General features: G+C 73.3%; 15 protein-coding genes and 1 tRNA gene. 3 read left to right on the top strand and 13 right to left on the bottom strand.

Annotation, left to right across the window (positions count from 1 at the left end; genetic code table 11):
• Positions 1–96: 96 nt before the first annotated feature.
• Both ACWC97_RS21430 and ACWC97_RS21425 read right to left on the bottom strand, forming a co-directional pair.
• Positions 97–2,211, bottom strand: coding sequence for an SPFH domain-containing protein (locus ACWC97_RS21430; RefSeq protein WP_450650910.1), 2,115 nt, complete (start codon positions 2,209–2,211; stop codon positions 97–99).
• A gap of 97 nt (positions 2,212–2,308) precedes the next feature.
• Entirely contained in the window at positions 2,309–3,622 is a 1,314-nt protein-coding gene (locus tag ACWC97_RS21425; protein ID WP_450650908.1) for a peptidoglycan-binding protein, read from the bottom strand.
• Between the two features lie 185 nt (positions 3,623–3,807).
• Here ACWC97_RS21425 and ACWC97_RS21420 point away from each other — a divergent pair.
• Both ACWC97_RS21420 and ACWC97_RS21415 read left to right on the top strand, forming a co-directional pair.
• Positions 3,808–3,881: transfer RNA gene (locus ACWC97_RS21420), tRNA-Lys, on the top strand.
• 330 nt (positions 3,882–4,211) lie between these two features.
• Positions 4,212–4,994 carry a DUF3800 domain-containing protein gene (locus ACWC97_RS21415; protein ID WP_352273787.1) on the top strand — a complete coding sequence of 261 codons (783 nt, stop codon included), beginning with the start codon at positions 4,212–4,214 and terminating at the stop codon, positions 4,992–4,994.
• A gap of 285 nt (positions 4,995–5,279) precedes the next feature.
• On the opposite strand, the gene ACWC97_RS21410 is transcribed toward ACWC97_RS21415, so the two are convergent.
• The 10 genes from ACWC97_RS21410 to ACWC97_RS21365 all read right to left on the bottom strand — a co-directional run bounded on the left by ACWC97_RS21410 (position 5,280) and on the right by ACWC97_RS21365 (position 14,964).
• Positions 5,280–5,879 (bottom strand): hypothetical protein, encoded by a 600-nt coding sequence (locus ACWC97_RS21410; RefSeq protein ID WP_450650906.1) that lies wholly within the window; start codon positions 5,877–5,879, stop codon positions 5,280–5,282.
• Between the two features lie 124 nt (positions 5,880–6,003).
• Positions 6,004–6,792 (bottom strand): HAD-IIA family hydrolase, encoded by a 789-nt coding sequence (locus tag ACWC97_RS21405; RefSeq protein ID WP_352273785.1) that lies wholly within the window; start codon positions 6,790–6,792, stop codon positions 6,004–6,006.
• Between the two features lie 111 nt (positions 6,793–6,903).
• Entirely contained in the window at positions 6,904–7,965 is a 1,062-nt protein-coding gene (locus tag ACWC97_RS21400; RefSeq protein ID WP_450650904.1) for a 2-aminoethylphosphonate ABC transporter substrate-binding protein, read from the bottom strand.
• 99 nt (positions 7,966–8,064) lie between these two features.
• Positions 8,065–8,862 (bottom strand): ABC transporter permease, encoded by a 798-nt coding sequence (locus ACWC97_RS21395; RefSeq protein WP_450650902.1) that lies wholly within the window; start codon positions 8,860–8,862, stop codon positions 8,065–8,067.
• Positions 8,849–9,760, bottom strand: a complete 912-nt coding sequence (locus ACWC97_RS21390) for a 2-aminoethylphosphonate ABC transporter permease subunit (protein WP_450650900.1) — start codon at positions 9,758–9,760, stop codon at positions 8,849–8,851. Before ACWC97_RS21390 ends, ACWC97_RS21395 begins: the two co-directional genes overlap by 14 nt.
• On the bottom strand, positions 9,753–10,853 hold the full coding sequence (locus ACWC97_RS21385) for an ABC transporter ATP-binding protein (RefSeq protein WP_352273781.1): 1,101 nt from the start codon (positions 10,851–10,853) through the stop codon (positions 9,753–9,755). The genes ACWC97_RS21390 and ACWC97_RS21385 overlap by 8 nt, the downstream gene beginning before the upstream one ends.
• A complete protein-coding gene (locus ACWC97_RS21380; RefSeq protein WP_450650898.1) occupies positions 10,850–11,593 on the bottom strand; it encodes a phosphonatase-like hydrolase in 744 nt (247 codons plus the stop codon). Before ACWC97_RS21380 ends, ACWC97_RS21385 begins: the two co-directional genes overlap by 4 nt.
• 4 nt (positions 11,594–11,597) lie before the next feature.
• Complete coding sequence (locus tag ACWC97_RS21375) at positions 11,598–12,722, bottom strand: TIGR03364 family FAD-dependent oxidoreductase (protein WP_450650896.1); 1,125 nt, start codon at positions 12,720–12,722, stop codon at positions 11,598–11,600.
• A 135-nt stretch (positions 12,723–12,857) separates the two neighbouring features.
• Positions 12,858–13,628, bottom strand: a complete 771-nt coding sequence (locus tag ACWC97_RS21370; protein ID WP_352273778.1) for a GntR family transcriptional regulator — start codon at positions 13,626–13,628, stop codon at positions 12,858–12,860.
• 100 nt (positions 13,629–13,728) lie between these two features.
• Complete coding sequence (locus tag ACWC97_RS21365) at positions 13,729–14,964, bottom strand: hypothetical protein (RefSeq protein ID WP_450650894.1); 1,236 nt, start codon at positions 14,962–14,964, stop codon at positions 13,729–13,731.
• Positions 14,965–15,186: 222 nt separating this feature from the next.
• On the opposite strand from ACWC97_RS21365, the gene ACWC97_RS21360 reads away from it, so the two are divergent.
• Positions 15,187–16,368, top strand: a complete 1,182-nt coding sequence (locus ACWC97_RS21360) for a Gfo/Idh/MocA family oxidoreductase (protein WP_450650892.1) — start codon at positions 15,187–15,189, stop codon at positions 16,366–16,368.
• Positions 16,369–16,398: 30 nt separating this feature from the next.
• On the opposite strand, the gene ACWC97_RS21355 is transcribed toward ACWC97_RS21360, so the two are convergent.
• Positions 16,399–17,256 (bottom strand): fumarylacetoacetate hydrolase family protein, encoded by an 858-nt coding sequence (locus tag ACWC97_RS21355; protein ID WP_352273776.1) that lies wholly within the window; start codon positions 17,254–17,256, stop codon positions 16,399–16,401.
• Between the last annotated feature and the right edge of the window lie 160 nt (positions 17,257–17,416).

Below are 17,416 nucleotides of genomic sequence, written 5' to 3'. Positions count from 1 at the left end.
TCTAGACCAAGTCTTAGGTTATGGACGGGACATGAACATGTCCAGACCAATCGACGGTGGATTCCGGTTACCGGTCCGGATACGGTCCGACGCGCCTCAGGTCCCCTCCCGGCCGTTGCGGCCGGTGTAGAAGGCCACCGTCAAGTCCTTGACGAGGGACTTCCGTTCGTAGTCGTCCAGCTCCACGATGCCGCGTGCGGTGAGCCGGTTGACGGTGTCGTCGACCGCGTCCACCACCGAGGTCAGGACACTGTCGCGGTGCTTGGCGTCGAGGGCGGCGATCCGGCGGCGCTGCATCGCGGCGGCGACCTCGGGCGCGTACTCGATCCCGGTCGGCTGCGCGGAGTAGACCTCGATGCCGACCGGCTCGCAGTCCGCCTTCAGCAGCCGGGTCAGCGCGTCGCCGACCGCCTCCGCGTTGCGCAGGGTGTGGGTGTCCTCGTGGAAGGCGTCGGCGGGCAGCTGGGAGAGGACCCGGGCCATCGCCGCCTCGACCTGCTCGCGCAGGTACGCCTCGTGGTCGGCGACCCCGAGCGCCGCCCGCGCGGTGTCGTCGATCCGCCACACCACGAGGACGACGACGCGCAGCGCGGTGCCGTTGGCGTCGACGGCGGGGAGCGGTTCGCTGCGCCAGTGCCGCAGCCGTACGTCGATGCGGCGGCGCAGCAGCAGCGGGCTGATCCACATCAGCCCGGTCCGCCGTACGCTCCCCCGGTAGTCGCCGAACAGGGTCAGCACCCAGGCGTGGCCCACCCGGCCCCGGCTCAGACCGCCGAGCGCGAAGAGCACCAGCGAGGCCAGCGCGGCGAGCGCCGCCCAGGCGCCGAGGCCGACGCCGTGGTCGGGGCGCGGTGCGAGTCCGAACCGGACGAGCGCCCCGGCGGGCAGGGTGCCGTTCCACCAGAGCACCGCGCCGGCACCGGTCGCCCCGGTCAGGGCGGTGAACAGGGCCAGCCAGCCGGGGATCGCGGGCCCCGGCCGTTCGGCGAGGCAGGGATCACCGGCCGGGGCGGGCCGGGTGGAGGGCCTGACCTGCGGACCTCTCGGCAGAGGCGGTCTGTGTGCGTCCGGCCGGGGCGGCTCGCCGCCGCCCCACCAGGGGCCGTCGGCGGACGGGCCCTCGGACGGGGCGGTACGGGATCCGGCGCGGGCCGCGTCGGCGGCGTCCTCGCGGAAGAGCAGGTGGACCGGGATGGTCGAGGTGCGCCCGGAGGCGATGACCGCCTGGTGCCGCCCGGCCGCCCGGAGCGGCTCGGCGGCGGCCACGGGCGCGGGCGCCTCGCCGCCGGACACCGGCAGGGAGTCGAAGACCGCCTCCCGGGCCGGGCTGTGCCGGGGCCCGGGCGGGGTGCCGACCTCCTGGTCCGTGGGGTCGGCGGGGAGCGGCACCAGCGGCCGGCACTCGGCGGCCGGGAGCGCCGGAACCGAGACGGAGGCCGAGGTCGTACCGAACCCGGCCTCCGGGGTGTCGCCCTGGTCCAGGTCCAGTACGAGGTCGACGACCCGTTCCGGGTCGGCGCCCCGGAACGGCTCCGGAGCCGGTTCCGAAAGCGGAAGCGGAAGCGGATCGGGGACGGCCGGATCAGGGGCAGCCGGGGCAGTGGCGGCCCGGTCCGGAACAACCGCGTCCGGAACGGCATCGTTCGGAGCGGCCCCGAACGAGGCGGGCCGGTCCGAAGCGACCCCGGACGAGGCGCCCCCGGATGCGGCGCCCCCGGACGACGTGGTGCTCTCCCACCCGGCGGGCTCCCACTCGGCGGCCTCCCGCCCGAAGGCCCCGCGGCCGGGCGGCTCCCACCGGGGGGCCCCGCGCCCGGACGGCTCCCACCCGGGCGCGTCCCACACCGGCGCGTCCCGGCCGGGCTCATCCCGCTGGGGAACGCCCCGCCCGGACACCGCCCGGCCGGGCTCCTCCCACTCGGGCACCTCCCGGCCGCCCGACACCGCCTGCCCCGTCACCTCCCACTCGGGCACGTCCCGACCGGGCACCTCCCACTCGGACACCTCCCGACCGGACAGCGTCCGCCCCGTCACCTCCCACTCGGGAGCTTCCCGGCCGGGCCCCTCCCGGTCGTACGGCTCCCACCCCGGCGGCTCCCAGCCGGGCGGCGCCGCCCGGTCCGGGGAGGGCGGTGGGACCGGCGCCCGGTCGCCCTCGCCCGGCCTTCCGTCCTCCGGGGTTCCGGAGCTGCCCGACACCGTGGATCGCATACCCGCCTCCGTCATGTCCGTCGTGTCACCCGAAGAGTCGTGTTCGGCCGAGGGGTCGCGCCCGGCCGAAGAGCGGCGCCCGGCCGAGGAACCGTGTTCAGCCGAAGAGCCGCCGCCAGGTCTCCGGCCCGGGGTAGCCGTCGGCCGCCGCACCCCGCCAGCCCTGTGCGCGCTGGAAGGCCTCGACATTGCGCCGGTCGGCCTCGGTCCACCGGGGACCGGGACCTGACGTGTAGTACTTACCGAATCCCTTCTTCACCAACTGTTTGCCGAGCCGCTCGACATGGCTGTTGCTCTGTCCGGACCGGAAATAGCCCCGCCCGGGGTACTTCGAATCCTGGTTCGACGTGTGGTCTCCGCCGCCGGAACCGCCTCCCGCGGCGGGGATGTCGCGGCCCGTGCCGTTCACCAGCAGCCGCCAGGTGCCCGGTCCGGGGATGCCGTCCGCGTCCCGCCCCTTCCACCCCTGGGCCCGCTGGAACGCCTGCGTCGCGCGCCGGTCCGACTCGCCCCAGGACGGGCCGGCCCCCACCCGGTAGAAGCGCTTGCCGCCCCGCGCGATCAGCATCCGGCCGAGCTCGGTGACATGGGCGTTGCGGGCGCCGGGCCCGAACCTCCCGGTGCCGGGATAGGCCCTCGACACCGCACCGGCCGCACTGCCCCCGGTCAGCCCCCGGTAGCGGTACGCGACGTAGCTGCCGGAGTGGGACCAGTACGCCATCGGCGCCGTCACCCGGCGGGTGTGCGGCTTCGTCTGCTCGTACGCCGTGTAGTGGCGGTGCGAGGAGTCGGTCCAGCCGCCGAAGATCGTGACGTGCGAGCCCTTCGTGGGGTCGGCCGGATTGTGGAAGAGCAGGATGTCGCCGGGCTGGAGCTGCGCCCGGGGGATCCGGGTGCCGAACGCGGCGAGACTGCCGGTCCACTCGTTGCCGGGCAGGTCCCAGGCCATCGACACATAGCCCGAGCAGTCCCGCCGGTAGCCGTCGGTCCAGTACCCGGAGAGGCTGTACGGGACCTGGGCGGTGACCCACCGCCGCGCCCGCTGGATGATGGCCTCGCGGGTGGTGGGGCGCAGCTTGGGCGTGGTGGTCGTGGTGGAGGGCGGTCCGGCCGCCCCGGCGCCCCGCAGCGGTCCGGGCCCGCCCTGCGGGCTGTCCCCGCCCTGCTCGGCGCGGGCGGACCCGGCCGCGCCGGCCACCGGGCCCGTGAGACCCGCCGCCTCGGCGACACCGCTGCTCAGCACCACCCCGGCCGCGGCGGCCAGCACCAGGGCGCGGCGGGCGCCGTGGGCGGCCGGATGACCCCCGTACCGCACGGGCAGGGCGCGGGCGGCGGCCCGCCGCCGTGCGGCGCACCCCGGGCAGGCGCAGTCGGCGGCGGGCTCGTACTCCTCGAATGCCGGCACAGTCATGCGATCCCCTCCGCACTGGTCAAGATCTTCCGGGAACGCCCGCTCGGGCGCCGGTTCCTCAACTCTCCTGACATAGGACATTTTGACGGACGGAAGAGAAAAAACGACCATCCGACAGGCCGCGAACGGACGCCGGGTGGTCCGGAGCACCCTCCGGCTTCGGGTAGAGTTCTCCAGGTCAGCAGGCGCCGCTAGCTCAGTTGGTTAGAGCAGCTGACTCTTAATCAGCGGGTCCGGGGTTCGAGTCCCTGGCGGCGCACGCAGAGCCGAAGCCCCCTCATCGAGCATGAGGGGGCTTTCGCGCATCCATGCGCCCGCACCCCAGCCCCTCGCCGGCCTCCCACCCCGGGGGGCGCCCTCGATGACGCCCTCCTGAATCATTACCCGGATGGACGGCGCACAGTCACCGAACGGTTACCCAGAGGCGCGAAGCGGATTTTCATACGCCGCCCTGCGCGCCCTCCGCAAGAGGGGTGCGAATCGCACTCACGCCCGACCGTCACGCGCCCCGCCCGGCGCTCCCCGACCGGCCGGACAGCCGGGTGGAAGCGGCTTCCCCCGGCCGATCCCACAGCCATATATTCCGCTCGTGTACTTCTGCTACGCCGACGACTCCGGGGCCGACCAAGGCCGCACCCTGACCGGCCTCCTCGTCCCGGAAGAGGGATGGAACGACCTGCTGCACCACTGGCTGGAGGGGCGGCGCAAGCTGGAGGAGGAGTGGGGCGTCCCGAAGAACACCGAACTCCATGCCAACCGGCTGGTGAAGGGGCGCGGCCGACCCTGCGCGACCCCGGAGCAGAACAAGAGATTCGGCCGTTCCGCGCGTATCGCCGCCCACGACCTCATGATCAAGCAGCTCACGCGCTGCGCGAGTCTTCGCGTGCTCACCGTGGTCGGCCGCACCACGCAGGTGGCGGAGGTGTACCAGTCCTTCGTGAACCACCTGGAGGCATGGGCCCTCGGCCAGGACACCAGAGTCATGATCATGTTCGACGGCCTGTCCGGCCCTCCCGACACGACCGCACTGACCCCCGAGGACGCCCGGGCCTCGTGGGAACAGGCCATCCGCAACGCCAAGCCCTACCGCGACGCCCATCGCGGGCTCCCGCTGGCCTCCCGCCGGGTGCTGGAGGACCCGATCATGCAGGACAGCAAGTACAGCCAGTTCATCCAGGCCGCCGACCTGGTCGGATACGCGGCCTTCCACCACCTGGCTCTCCGGAGGCCCGAGATCTGGCCGCGGATAGATCCGGTGGGCGCCATGTCGAAGGCGTACCGGCGCCTGGCCGACCACTGGCTTCCCGGTCACGGAACCGATGGCATCGTCTGGGCGGGGAACGACACACGGAGCTTTCGGAACACGCCCTAGAACGCAGAAACCCCCGGCGAAAACCGGGGGCCCACGAGAGCAAGATCCCTTGAGCATCCTCAATCGAACGCATGGGACCTTGCGAGATTCAAGAATGCCAGGAGCAGCCCGCGAAAGCAACGGAAGAAACCGGCGAAACAGCCGAAAAGAAGGAAGAAACAGCGGCCGAAAGGGACGGCGACAGGTTCGGGGATCATCGGCCGTCGCGGTGACCTGCGGTCTTCTCGGCCGGTGCCGTCCGTTCGGGTGAGTTCGTCCTCGGCGCCGGGGCGGGACGCGCTCGGGTCAGTCCGGGGAGCGGCGGCCCCGGCGGCGGGTGCCGCGGAGCATCACGGCGACGGCCGTGACGGCGGCCAGGACCAGCCCGGTGACCGCCTGCGCGGTGCCGGGGCCCTCCTGGCGGCCGTCCCCGGTGGCGAACAGGGCCACACCGCCGCCCGCGGCGACCGGGGCGAGCGGGGTGGCCCGGCCCCGGTCGATCACGGCGACCGTGCCGGTACCGGTGGTGCCCATGGGTCCGGCGCTGCCCATGGTGCCCGTGGTGTCCTGGCTGCCTTTGCCGTCCGTACCGGCCGCGCAGGTGACCCGGACAGGGTGGTCGCCGGGCCGGGCGTCCGAGCTGATCCGGGTCCGGGCGACCAGCCCCCCGTCCGGGCCGGGGGCGAAGCCCGCCGGGGCGACGAAGGCGTCGGACCGGCCGGTGGCCGTGCGGCCCGCGCAGCCCGTCAGCCTCAGCTCCACCTCACCGCCCGCCCCGACGGAGCGCGGACTCGCCGTGAGCGAGATCCCCGGGGCGGGCCCGGATTCGGCCAGTGCGGTGGCGGCGGGCGCCAGGGTCGCCGTGACCACCGCGGCGGCACAGAACGTGAGGAGCGTGAAGCGCATCGTGAACCTCCTTCGAGCAGGTTCACGCGTCCCGGCGCGTTCCGCATCCGCAGGAACGCGGCGCCGGGGTGCCGGGGGCGCCTCGGGCCGTCTCGGTCAGGCCGTCTCGGTCAGGGCGTTTCGGTCAGGGCGTTTCGACCAGGTCGACGAGGTCGGCGATCGAGTCGACGACCTTGGACGGCCGGAACGGGTACTTGTCGATGTCGGCGACCGTGGTGAGCCCGGTCAGGACGAGGAAGGTCTGCATCCCCGCCTCCAGACCGGCCAGCACGTCGGTGTCCATCCGGTCGCCGATCATGGCGCTGGTCTCGGAGTGGGCGCCGATCGCGTTGAGCCCGGTCCGCATCATCAGCGGGTTGGGCTTGCCCGCGAAGTACGGCTCCTTGCCGGTGGCCTTGGTGATGAGGGCGGCGACGGAGCCGGTGGCGGGCAGCGGGCCCTCGGCGGACGGGCCGGTCTCGTCGGGGTTGGTGCAGATGAACCTGGCCCCGCCGTTGATCAGCCGGATCGCCTTGGTGAGCGCCTCGAAGCTGTACGTGCGGGTCTCGCCGAGGACCACGTAGTCGGGTTCGTGGTCGGTGAGGACGTACCCGATGTCGTGCAGGGCGGTGGTGAGCCCGGCCTCGCCGATGACGTACGCCGTGCCGCCGGGGCGCTGGTCGTCCAGGAACTTGGCGGTGGCCAGCGCGGAGGTCCAGATGTTCTCCACCGGCACGTCCAGGCCCATGCGCTTGAGGCGGGCGTGCAGGTCGCGGGCGGTGTAGATGGAGTTGTTGGTGAGGACGAGGAAGGGGAGGCCCGATTCGCGCAGCCGCTTGATGAAGGCGTCCGCCCCGGGAATCGGGGTGCCTTCGTGGATCAGGACTCCGTCCATGTCGGTGAGCCAGGATGAGATCGGCTTGCGCTCTGCCATGTGCGGGACTCCTGCCGTACGCCGTGTGCGGGGACGCCGGCGGCACCGCGTTGTGCAGCGCCGACGCCCCCGATTTTAGAGCGTGGGCCCGTCGGGCCCCGGGTCGGCCGGTCAGCTTCCGGTGGCGGACTTCCAGGCGCCGACGTAGTCGTCCAGGTTGGTGCCGATGTCCGACCAGTCGGGCTCGAAGATCTCGACGCCGTCCATCAGCTTGGCCAGCTCGATGGCGTTGGCGTCGGTGGCCTCGACGTCCTTGCGGGCGGAGAAGCCGCCGCCGACCGCGCTGACGTCCTTCTGGGCCTGCTCGGAGAGCATGAAGTCGAGGAGCTTCTTGCCGTTCTCGGTGTGCGGGGCCTTGTTCACCAGGCCGGCCGCGTAGGGCAGGGCGAAGGTGGTGGGCCTGCCGCCCTGCTTCGCGGGGAACCAGAGGCCGAGGTTGGGCATGTCCTTGGACTGCGCGAAGTTCATCTGGACGTCGCCGTTGGCGGCGAACAGCTCGCCCTTGTCGACCTTGGGGGCCAGCTTGCCGGTGGAGGCGGACGGGCCGACGTTGTTGGTCTGGAGCTTCTTCAGGTACTCCATCGCCGGCTCCTTGCCGCCGAAGTCGTGCATGGCCTTGATGAGGACGGCCGTGCCGTCGCCGGCGACCCCGGGGGTGGAGTACTGGATCTTGTTCTTGAACGTGCCGTCGAGGAGCGCCTCCCAAGTGCCCGGCGCCTTCTTCAGTTCCTTCTTGTTGTAGATGAAGCCGAAGTAGTTGTTGACGACCGATGTCCACTTGGCGTCGGACGCCTTGTCGGCGCCGTCGACCTGGTCGGCGCCCTTCGGCGCGTACGCGGCCAGCAGCCCCTTGGCGTCGGCCTGCTGGATGAACGGCGGCAGGGTGACCAGGACGTCCGCCTGGGTGTTGGACTTCTCGCGGACGGCACGCTGCACCATCTCGCCGGAGCCGCCCTCCACGTACTTGACCTTGATGCCGGTCTTCTTCTCGAAGTCCTTGAAGACCTTGTCGTACCAGCCGTCGCCGTTCTCGCCCTTGAGGCCGTCGGCGCTGTAGACGGTGACGACCTTCTCGTCGGAGGCGGCGGAGGAGCCGCCGCAGGCGGAGAGGGTGGCGGCCAGGGCGAGGGCACCGGTGACGGCGGCGATGGGCTTGAGGTGGTTCTTGCGCATGGCGGGTCGTATCTCCTGGATGTCGGCCGGAAGCCGGCCGGAGTCGTTACGGGGGTCCGAGGTCGTTGCGGGGGACGCCGGAGGACCGGCGGAAGCGGATCAGCGGTACGAGGCCCTGGTGCGGATGCGGGAGACTCCGAGCAGCACCAGCAGCGTCGTGCCCATCAGGACCACGGCGACGGCCGCTCCGGTGAACAGCGAGCCACGGTCGGTGGCCGCGAAGATCTGCACCGGGAGCGGTGTCCAGTCCGGCGGGTAGAGCATCATCGTGGCGCTCAGCTCGCCCATGGACAGCGCGAAGCAGAGCCCCGCCGCCGCCGTGAGCGACGGCAGCAGGAGCGGCAGCCTGATGCGCCACAGGACGTAACCGGGGCGGGCGCCGAGGCTGGCCGCCGCCTGTTCGTACATCGGGTCGAGACGCACTATTGCCGCCGAAACCGACGAATAGGCGAACGCCGTGACAAGAATGGTGTGCGCCAGGATCACGATCCAGCGCGTGCCGTTGAGGAGCATCGGCGGCCGGCTGAACGCGACGAGCACGGCAAGGCCGACGACCACCGACGGCACCGCGACCGGCAGCATGAACAGCGCGTCGAGGAACCGCTTGCCGCGCCTGCGCAGCGAGGCGGCGGCCAGCGCGGCCCAGGAACCCACGGTCAGGGCCAGCAGGCTGGCGCTGACGGCGGTGATCAGGCTGGTGGTCAGGGCCTGGAGGGAGTCGCCCCCGGTGGCCGCCGCGTAGTGCTTGGTGGTCGGCCCGGAGGGGAAGGCGCCGGACCAGTTGGTGGTGAAGGACGCGGCGAGGATGACCAGCAGCGGCACCGCGAACAGCGGCACGAAGAGGAGGAAGAAGACGGCCCAGGTGGCCCACTTCCCGGTACGGCTATGCACCAACACGGCGGCTCACCATCCGATACAGGCTGTAGAGGCCGACGGAGATCGCGATGTTGACGACGGCGACGACGCAGGCCGCCGGGTAGTCGGACTCCAGGATCGCCTTGCCGTAGACGAGCATCGGCAGGGTCGTGACGCCCTTGGCGCCGGTGAAGAGCACGATGCCGAACTCGTTGAGGCACATCACCAGGACCAGGCTGCCGCCGGCGGCGAGCGCGGGCAGCGCCTCGGGGAGGATCACCCGCCGCACGGTCCGGCCGGGCCCGGCCCCCAGCGAGGAGGCCACTTCCAGCTGCGCGGTGTCGAGTTGGGAGAACGCGGCGAGCAGCGGGCGCATCACGAAGGGCGTGAAGTAGGTGATCTCGGCGAGCAGGACGCCCCACGGGGTGGTGAGGAAGTCGAAGGGGCCGCCGGCCGCCCCGGTGACGTCCGTCCACAGCCCGTTGGCCATGCCGACGCTGCCGTAGATGAACAGCAGGGCGAGCGTGATCAGGAAGGACGGGAAGGAGAGGAAGACGTCGATGAACTTGGCGACGGCCCGGCCGCCGGGGAACGGCACGAACGAGATGATCATGGCCAGGACGAAGCCCAGCACCAGGCAGCCGACCGTGGCGCCGACCGCCAGCCAGACCGTGGTGGTCAGCGCCGAACGGAACGACTCGGAGGCGAAGACCTCGCCGTACGGGGCGAGCGAGGTGCCGCCCTCGTCGGGGCGGACGGACTGCTGGACGACCAGGGCCAGCGGGTAGAGGAAGACCACGGCGAGGACCGCGACGGGCGGCAGCGCCCAGACGAAGCTCGGTACGCGGCGGGGCTCGCGGGCCGGGGCCCGCGGGTGGCCGGACGGCTCCGTCCCGGTCGTGGCCGTGTCCGCCACGAGGGCGGGGGCCGCGCTAGCCATCGGCTCCTCCCCCGGTTCCCGGGGCCGTGCCGGCGGGCAGCAGCACCGCGTCCTCGGCCGCGAAGTGCAGGGTGACCCGGTCGCCGAGGGCCGGGGTCTCGCGGAGCTCCTTGACGTCGGCCTTGACGCGGTGGCCGTCGACGTCGACGTAGAGGCGGTGGGTGGAGCCGCGCCACTGGACCTCGGCGATCGTTCCGGCGAGCGCGTTGGGCCCCTCGCCGAGCCCGACCAGGTGGGGGCGGACGCAGAGGGTGGCGGTGGCTCCCCGGGCGGCCTCGCCGGTCGGCACGGAGAGGGCACGCCCGGCGAAGCCGACGGTGTCGGCCGCCTCGGCGACGGTGACCGGCAGCAGGTTGGCGTTGCCGACGAAGGAGGCGGTGAACTCGGTGCGCGGGCGGCGGTAGAGGTCCTGCGGGGTGCCGCAGTCCTGGAGCCGCGCCTTGTCCATGACCGCGATCCGGTCGGCGAGGGTGAGCGCCTCGACCTGGTCGTGGGTGACGTACAGGATGGAGACGTCCGGCAACTCCCGGTGCAGTCGCGCCAGTTCGGCGAGCATTCCGGAGCGGAGCTGGGCGTCGAGGGCGGAGAGCGGTTCGTCGAGCAGCAGCACCCCGGGCCGGATGGCGAGCGCGCGGGCGATGGCGACGCGCTGCTGCTGGCCGCCGGAGAGCTCGCGCGGGAAGCGCGTGGCGTAGGCGGCCATGCCGACCATGTCGAGGGCCTCGGCGACCCGCTCGGGGATCTCGGACGCGGCGGCCTTGCGTGCCTTGAGTCCGAAGGCGACGTTGTCCTGGACCCGCATGTGCGGGAAGAGGGCGTACTGCTGGACGACCATGCCGATGCCGCGTTTGTGCGGCGGCAGGGCGGTGACGTCGCGGTCGCCGAGGTAGACCCGGCCCGAGGCGGGCCGGACGAATCCGGCGACGGCGCGCAGGGCGGTGGTCTTGCCCGAGCCGGACGGGCCGAGCAGGGCCATGACCTCGCCGGGTTCGACGGTCAGGTCGAGCCGGTCGAGGACGGTGTTGCCGCCGTACACGACGCTGACCCGGTCGAACCTGATTCCGCTGCGGACGGACCGCTCTCCGCCGGTCATGCCTCGGCCCGCGCGATCAGGTCGGGCAGCTCGGCGACGGAACCGAGGACGTGCGTGGCGCCGTTGCGGCTCAGCTGGTCCTTGTCGTGGGCGCCGGTGAGCACCCCGGCGACGATCCCGGCACCGGAGCGGACCCCGCTGAGCATGTCGTACGAGGTGTCGCCGGCGACCACGACCTGCTGGACGCCGTCGACGGCACCGGTGCGCAGGAAGGCGGCGAGCACCATGTCCGGGTAGGGGCGGCCGCGGCCGCCCGCGTCGGCCGGGCAGAGGGTCAGGTCGACCAGGTCCTGCCAGCCGAGCGCGGCCAGGATGGCGTCCTGGGTGACCCGGGCGAAGCCGGTGGACAGGACCACGGTGCGGCCCTCGTCCTTGAGCCGCTCGATGGCGTCGCGGGCGCCGGGGACCGGGGCGATCCTGCCCCCGTCGACCAGCTCGCCGTAGGCCGCCTCGAAGGCGGTGTTGGCCTGCTGGGCGCGCTGTTCGTCGCCGAAGAGGTGGCGGAAGACGGAGATCTTTGACTCGCCCATGGTGGCGCGTACGTAGTCCAGCTTCCCGGCGTGGTCGGCGGAGCCGGGTTCGACGCCGAGGCGCTCGGCGGCCACCGAGAACGCCTGCTCGACGAGCCCGCCGTCGGCGACGGTGGTGCCGGCCATGTCGAGCACGATCAGGTCGAGGGGGGTCGCGGTCCGCCGCGGGGCCACGGGTTTCTGCGGGGTCGTGGGGTTCTGCGGGGTCATGTCGTCACCAGCCCAGTTCGTCGGCGGTCGTTTCGGCGATGGCGGGCGAGCAGGTCATGCCCCGGCCGCCCGGCCCGGTGACCAGCCAGACGCCGTCCCGCACCTGCTGGCGGTGGACGACCCGGCTGGTGTCGGTGCACTGGGCGTAGACCCCGGCCCACCGGTGGCGGATCCTCGGCAGCGGGCGGCCGAGGAAGGACTCGACGACCGCGGTGAGGTGCTCGTACGGCTCCTCGACGGTGTCGAAGGCGAAGGGGTGCTCGTACTCGTGGGTGTCGCCGATGGTCAGCCCGCCGTCGCTCCGCTGCACCATCAGCAGCTGCATCCGGTGCTCGGCGGCGGTGGGCGCCTGGGCCTGGCCGGCGTTGAGCGCGTCGAGCGCCTCACCCCGGTACGCCGGGTAGTAGCGGAAGCTGTCGGGGTCGGCGACGGAGGTGGTGAGCGGCTCGCCCAGCGGGTCGGTCTGCATCATCTGGAGGCGGACGCGGCGCACCGGCAGGTCGGGGCCGGCCAGTTCGCGGACGAGCCCGCCGAGCCAGGCACCGGTGGCCAGGATCACCGCGTCGCCGGTGTGGACGTCGCCGTGGTCGTCGCGGACGGAGGCGGTACCGACCACCTCGCGGACCTCGCGGCCGCCGAGGAAGGTGTACCGGCCCGACTTCAGCAGCTCCTGCTTCAGGACCCGCTGGGCGGTGCGCGGCTCGACCGCGGCGTCCCGCCCGCACCACAGGGCGGCGGCGAACTCGCCGCGCAGCGCGGGGTTGATCGCGCGGGCCTCGTCGGCGGTCAGCAGCTTGTAGCCGCGGGCCTCCGCGTCGGGCCGGGCGACGGCCGCCTCGGCGACGGCGGTCTCCAGCCCGGTGCGGACCGGGGTGAGCGAACCGCAGGCCCGGAAGCCGAGCCCGGGGACCCGCTCCCCGATGGACTCCCAGAGCTCACGGGCGCGCAGCGCGGTCTCCAGCTCCTCGCCACCGGCCCGGCCGCTGACCCATATCTGTCCGAAATTGCGGAGCGATGCCCCGCGTGCCTCGCTCTCGCGCTCGATCTGTACGACCTCGTGGCCGCGGTTCACTGCGTGCCAGGCGTGCATGGTTCCCACCACGCCGGCTCCTACGACGATGACTCTCACGGCGGTTACGCTCCTCGGGGCGGGTGACCCGTTCGGATCCGTACGGCAACGGGACGGTGAACTGGGCCCCAAGCTTGGCCTAGACCCGTTACCTTTCCGTTATCAACCCGGGTGGGCGCACCGGGGAGCGGTCGGTCAGCGGCCGTCCTGCGGGCCCAGGTGGGCGGTGAAGGAGAAGCGGTCGCCCCGGTAGAGGGTCCGTACGCGCTCCAGCGGCCGGCCGGCGGTGTCGCGCGAGACGCGGTGGAGCAGCAGCATGGGCAGCGCGGGCGGGGTGCCGATGAGCAGCGCCTCGCGGGGCGTCGCGAGCACGGTCTCGATCCGCTCGTCGCCGTCGCCGAAGGAGATCCCGAGCCGGTCGCGGAGGTAGGCGTAGAAGGACGAGTCGGGGTCGAACTCCGTGTCCAGGTGCGGAATGCGGGCGACCGGGACGTAGGTGCTCTCCAGGCCGACCCGGTCGTCGTCGGCGAGCAGCACCCGCTCCAGGTGCCAGACCGGCTCGCCCCGGACCACTCCGATGTCCCCGGCCAGCGCCTCGGGGCAGGGGAACCGCTCCAGGCCGATGAGGGTACGGCCCGGGGTGCGGCCCTGGCGGCGCACGCCCTCGGTGTAACTCGCCAGCGAGAGAGGCTGTTCCAGCTTGGGGCCGGCCACGACGGTGCCCCGCCCCTGCCGGGCGAGCCGCCCCTCCAGCAGGAGTTCGCGCAGCGCCTGACGCACCGTCTCGCGCGAGACCTCGTGGCGCTCGGCGAGATCGCGCTCGGTGGGCAGCATGCCGCCCTCGCCCAACTCCCCTATGAGTGCGGAGATACGGGCCTTGACCGCGTAGTACTTGGGAATGCGGCCGTGCTCCGGGATGCCGGAGCGGATGGGTGCGCCAGGTGCCTGGTCGTTCGGGTAGTCCACCGGCCGATCGTGGCAGACCCATATGAACACCGGTGAACATCCGGGGACGTGCGGGCGAGCGGGGAGTTGCGGGAGCGGTGCCGGGGCGCCCCCGGGGCCGTCAGTTCGTGTCGCGGCGCAGCCGCCGGGCCGTGACCACCATCGCGCCGCCGGCGATCAGCAGCCCGGTGGCGGCCAGGGCGGGGGCCGTGAGCGGGTCGGTGCCGGTCTCGGCGAGTCGGGGGAGGTCGGGGTCGTCCGCGTCGGGGTCGTCGGCGTCGGGGTCGCCCGGATCGGGATCGCCGGGGTCGGCGGCGGGCGAGGGTGTGCGGGGGCCGTCCGGTACGGATTCGGCGGTCGCGGGGTCGTCGGGTCCGGTCGTCTCCGTCGCCGCCGGGGGTTCCGCGGTTCCCCCGGTGTCCCGCTCGGTCCCGTCGCCGCTGTCGTCGACGACGGTGAAGGGGTAGTCGTGGGACTCGCCGATCCAGGCCCCGTCGTCCTTGCCCGCGACGCGCTGCCGCTGGACGACGGCGGCGTTGGCGGTGATCCGGCCGGGGCTGGTGTCGGAGGTGAACGCCATCCGGACCCGGACGGTGACGGTGCCGCCCGCCGGGACGGTGAAACCGGCGAAGGTGTCGTCCCCGGTGCCGCCGAAGACCCCGATGTGCTCGTCCTGGTCGGTGGTCTCCCAGCGGACGCGGTGCTCCGTGTCGGGGCGGGCCGGCTCGGAGAACTGGAGCTGGATCTGGTCGGAGGTGAGCCTGCGGCCCTCGTCGGTGAGGACGAGCACGGGGTGGACGGCCCGGCAGGGTTCGGTGGTGGTGTTGGTCAGGTCCAGGAACCAGGTGCCGTACCCGCCGCCGGAGGCGTAGGTGGTCGGGCCGCCGTGGATGCGGGTGGTGAGGGGGAAGTCCTTCGCCGCCGGGTTCCCGCAGGCCGCCGGGGGCCCGGGGGTGGGGACGGCGCCCGGTCCCGGGGCCGGGTCGGGGGCCGGGGCCGGGGCGGTGGAGGAACCGGGCGTGGGTGCGGCGGTGGTGGAGCGGGCGGCCGAGGCGGGCGCGACGGACGTGCCGCCGAGGACGACCGCCGGGACGACGCTCGCCACGGCCAGCCCGAGCGCGAAACCGTGCCTCGTCCGCCCGGGAGCTGCCGGGTGCGGGGGCGAGGGGGGGTGCGCGGGGGCGGCGATGACCGGGATGGACGCGGCCGTGGTCACCGGTACGGAGGTGGGGGCGGCGGTCGCGTACGGCGCGAGGCGCGGCGGGGTGGGGGGCGCGGTGGGGGTGTCCGGGGGCGTACCGACGGGTGTGCCGACGGGTTTCTCGGCGGGTTTCTCGGGGGGCGGGGTGGGGGCCATCGGGGTCCTTCGCTGGGCGCGGAACGGTCGGCTCACCCCGTGCGCCGGAGTTCACCGGGTCCGGCCGACGCTGCCACCCGCGCGCGCGAGGGGCGGTGCCGACATGCCGCCCGTACGCCGATTGCCCGCCGCGCGTACGCCGATCGCGTGCCGCCCGCGCCCCGCCCGTACGCCGCTCGCACCCCGCTTGTACAAGGAAGAGCCTGTTGCTTGAGTGGCGGCATGACTGCCCACGCGAGTAGCGGCGAGACCGCCGACGCCCCCCACCGGCACCCCGGACCGTCCGACGCCCCGCTGCGCGTCGGGCTCGTCGGCTTCGGCCTGGCGGGGTCGGTCTTCCACGCCCCGCTGATCGTCGCGACCGACGGCCTCGTCCTCGACACCGTCGTCACCCGGAACGAGGAGCGTCGGGCGGCGGCCCGCGCGGAGCACCCCGGGGTGCGGTTCGCCGCCTCGCCGCAGGAGCTGTGGGAGCGCGCGGGCACCTCCGAGGCCCCCGATCTGATCGTGATCGCCTCGCCGAACCGGACCCACGTCCCGCTCGCGACGGCCGCCCTGGAGGCCGGGCTGCCGGTCGTGGTGGACAAGCCGATCGCCGGGACGGCGGCCGGGGCGCGGGGGCTCGCGGCCCTGGCGGACGAGCGCGGGCTGCTGCTCTCGGTCTTCCAGAACCGCCGCTGGGACAACGACTTCCGCACCCTCGCCGGGCTGCTCGCGGACGGGGCGCTGGGCGAGGTGCAGCGCTTCGAGTCCCGTTTCGAGCGGTGGCGTCCCCGGCCCAAGGGCGGCTGGCGCGAGTCGGGCGATCCCGAGGAGATCGGAGGGCTGCTGTACGACCTGGGCAGCCATGTCGTCGACCAGGCGCTCACCCTGTTCGGGCCGGCCGTGCTGGTGTACGCGGAGGCCGATGTGCGCCGCCCCGGGGCCGCCGCCGACGACGACACCTTTCTCGCGCTCACCCATGCGAACGGGGTCCGCTCGCACCTGTACGTGAGCGCCACGACGGCCCAGCTCGGCCCGCGCTTCCGGGTGCTCGGCCGGAGCGCCGGGTACGTGAAGTACGGCCTCGACCCGCAGGAGGCCGACCTGCGCGCCGGCCTGCGCCCGGCACCGGGCCGCCCCTGGGGCGAGGAGCCCGAGGAGCGGTGGGGCCGGATCGGCTCGGGCGAGTCCCCGTCCACCGGCGGCGGCACCCCGGTCCGCACCCTGCCGGGCGACTACCCGGCGTACTACGCGGCCGTCGCCGACGCGCTCCGCGGCCGGGGCCCGAACCCGGTGACCGCCCTCCAGGCCGCGGCGGCGCTGGACGTCCTGAAGGCCGCCCGCCGGTCGGCCCGCGAGGGCGTGGCCGTACGTCTGCCGCACGCCACGCCCCCGCACGCCTCCGATCTTTCCGGCGCCTGAGTCGGGGTGCCGGGGGCGCGCCCCCGGCGCCTACGCGTCCTTGAGCTGCTGGCGCTGGCGTCCGAGACCGGCGATCTCCAGCTCCACCACGTCCCCGGCCCGCAGGTACGGCTTGGGCTCGGGCTGCCCGAGCGCGACGCCGGCCGGGGTTCCGGTGTTGATCACGTCGCCCGGGTACAGCGTCATGAAGTGGCTCAGGTAGCGGACCACCTCGCCCACCGGGAAGATCTGGTCGGCGGTGGTGCCGTCCTGCTTCAGCTCGCCGTTGACCCAGAGCCTCAGCGACAGCGCCTGCGGGTCGGGGACCTCGTCCGCCGTCACCAGCCACGGGCCCAGCGGGTTGAACGTCTCGCAGTTCTTGCCCTTGTCCCAGGTGCCGCCGCGCTCGATCTGGAACTCGCGCTCGGAGACGTCGTGCGCGACCGCGTACCCGGCGACGTGCGCGAGCCCCTCCTCGGCGGAGTCCAGGTACCGGGCCGTGCGCCCGATGACGACCGCCAGCTCGACCTCCCAGTCGGTCTTCACGCTGCCGCGCGGCACCAGCACCGTGTCCTCGGGTCCGACGACGGTGTCCGGCGCCTTGAAGAACAGGATCGGCTCGGTGGGAATCTCCGCACCGGTCTCGGTGGCGTGGTCGTGGTAGTTCAGCCCGATGCACAGGATCTTGCCGATCCCGGTGAGCGGCGGCCCGATCCGCAGCCCCTCGGCGTCGAGCTCGGGCAGGTCACCGGCGGCCGCCGCGGCCCGCACCCGGGCGAGCGCCGGCTCGTCGGCGAGCAGGGCGCCGTCGATGTCGGTGACCAGCCCCGACAGGTCGCGCAGGGTTCCGTTCCCGTCCAGCAGCGCCGGTCGTTCCGCCCCTGCCGTACCCACACGAAGCAGCTTCAACTCTCTGTCTCCCCTTGGTCGAGATCGGGCCCGTCGAATGGGTGGCGGCCATCGCAGGCTTGTCCGATCGTCCAAGACATCCGATCACTCCACAAGACCCTGTTCACCACCTGGACCGCGACGGCCGCCTTCCCGGTGGCGCCGTACCCGTCCCGCCCGC

This window comes from Streptomyces sp. NPDC001108, assembly GCF_053598535.1.
This window is presented reverse-complemented; position numbering and strand designations above follow the sequence as displayed.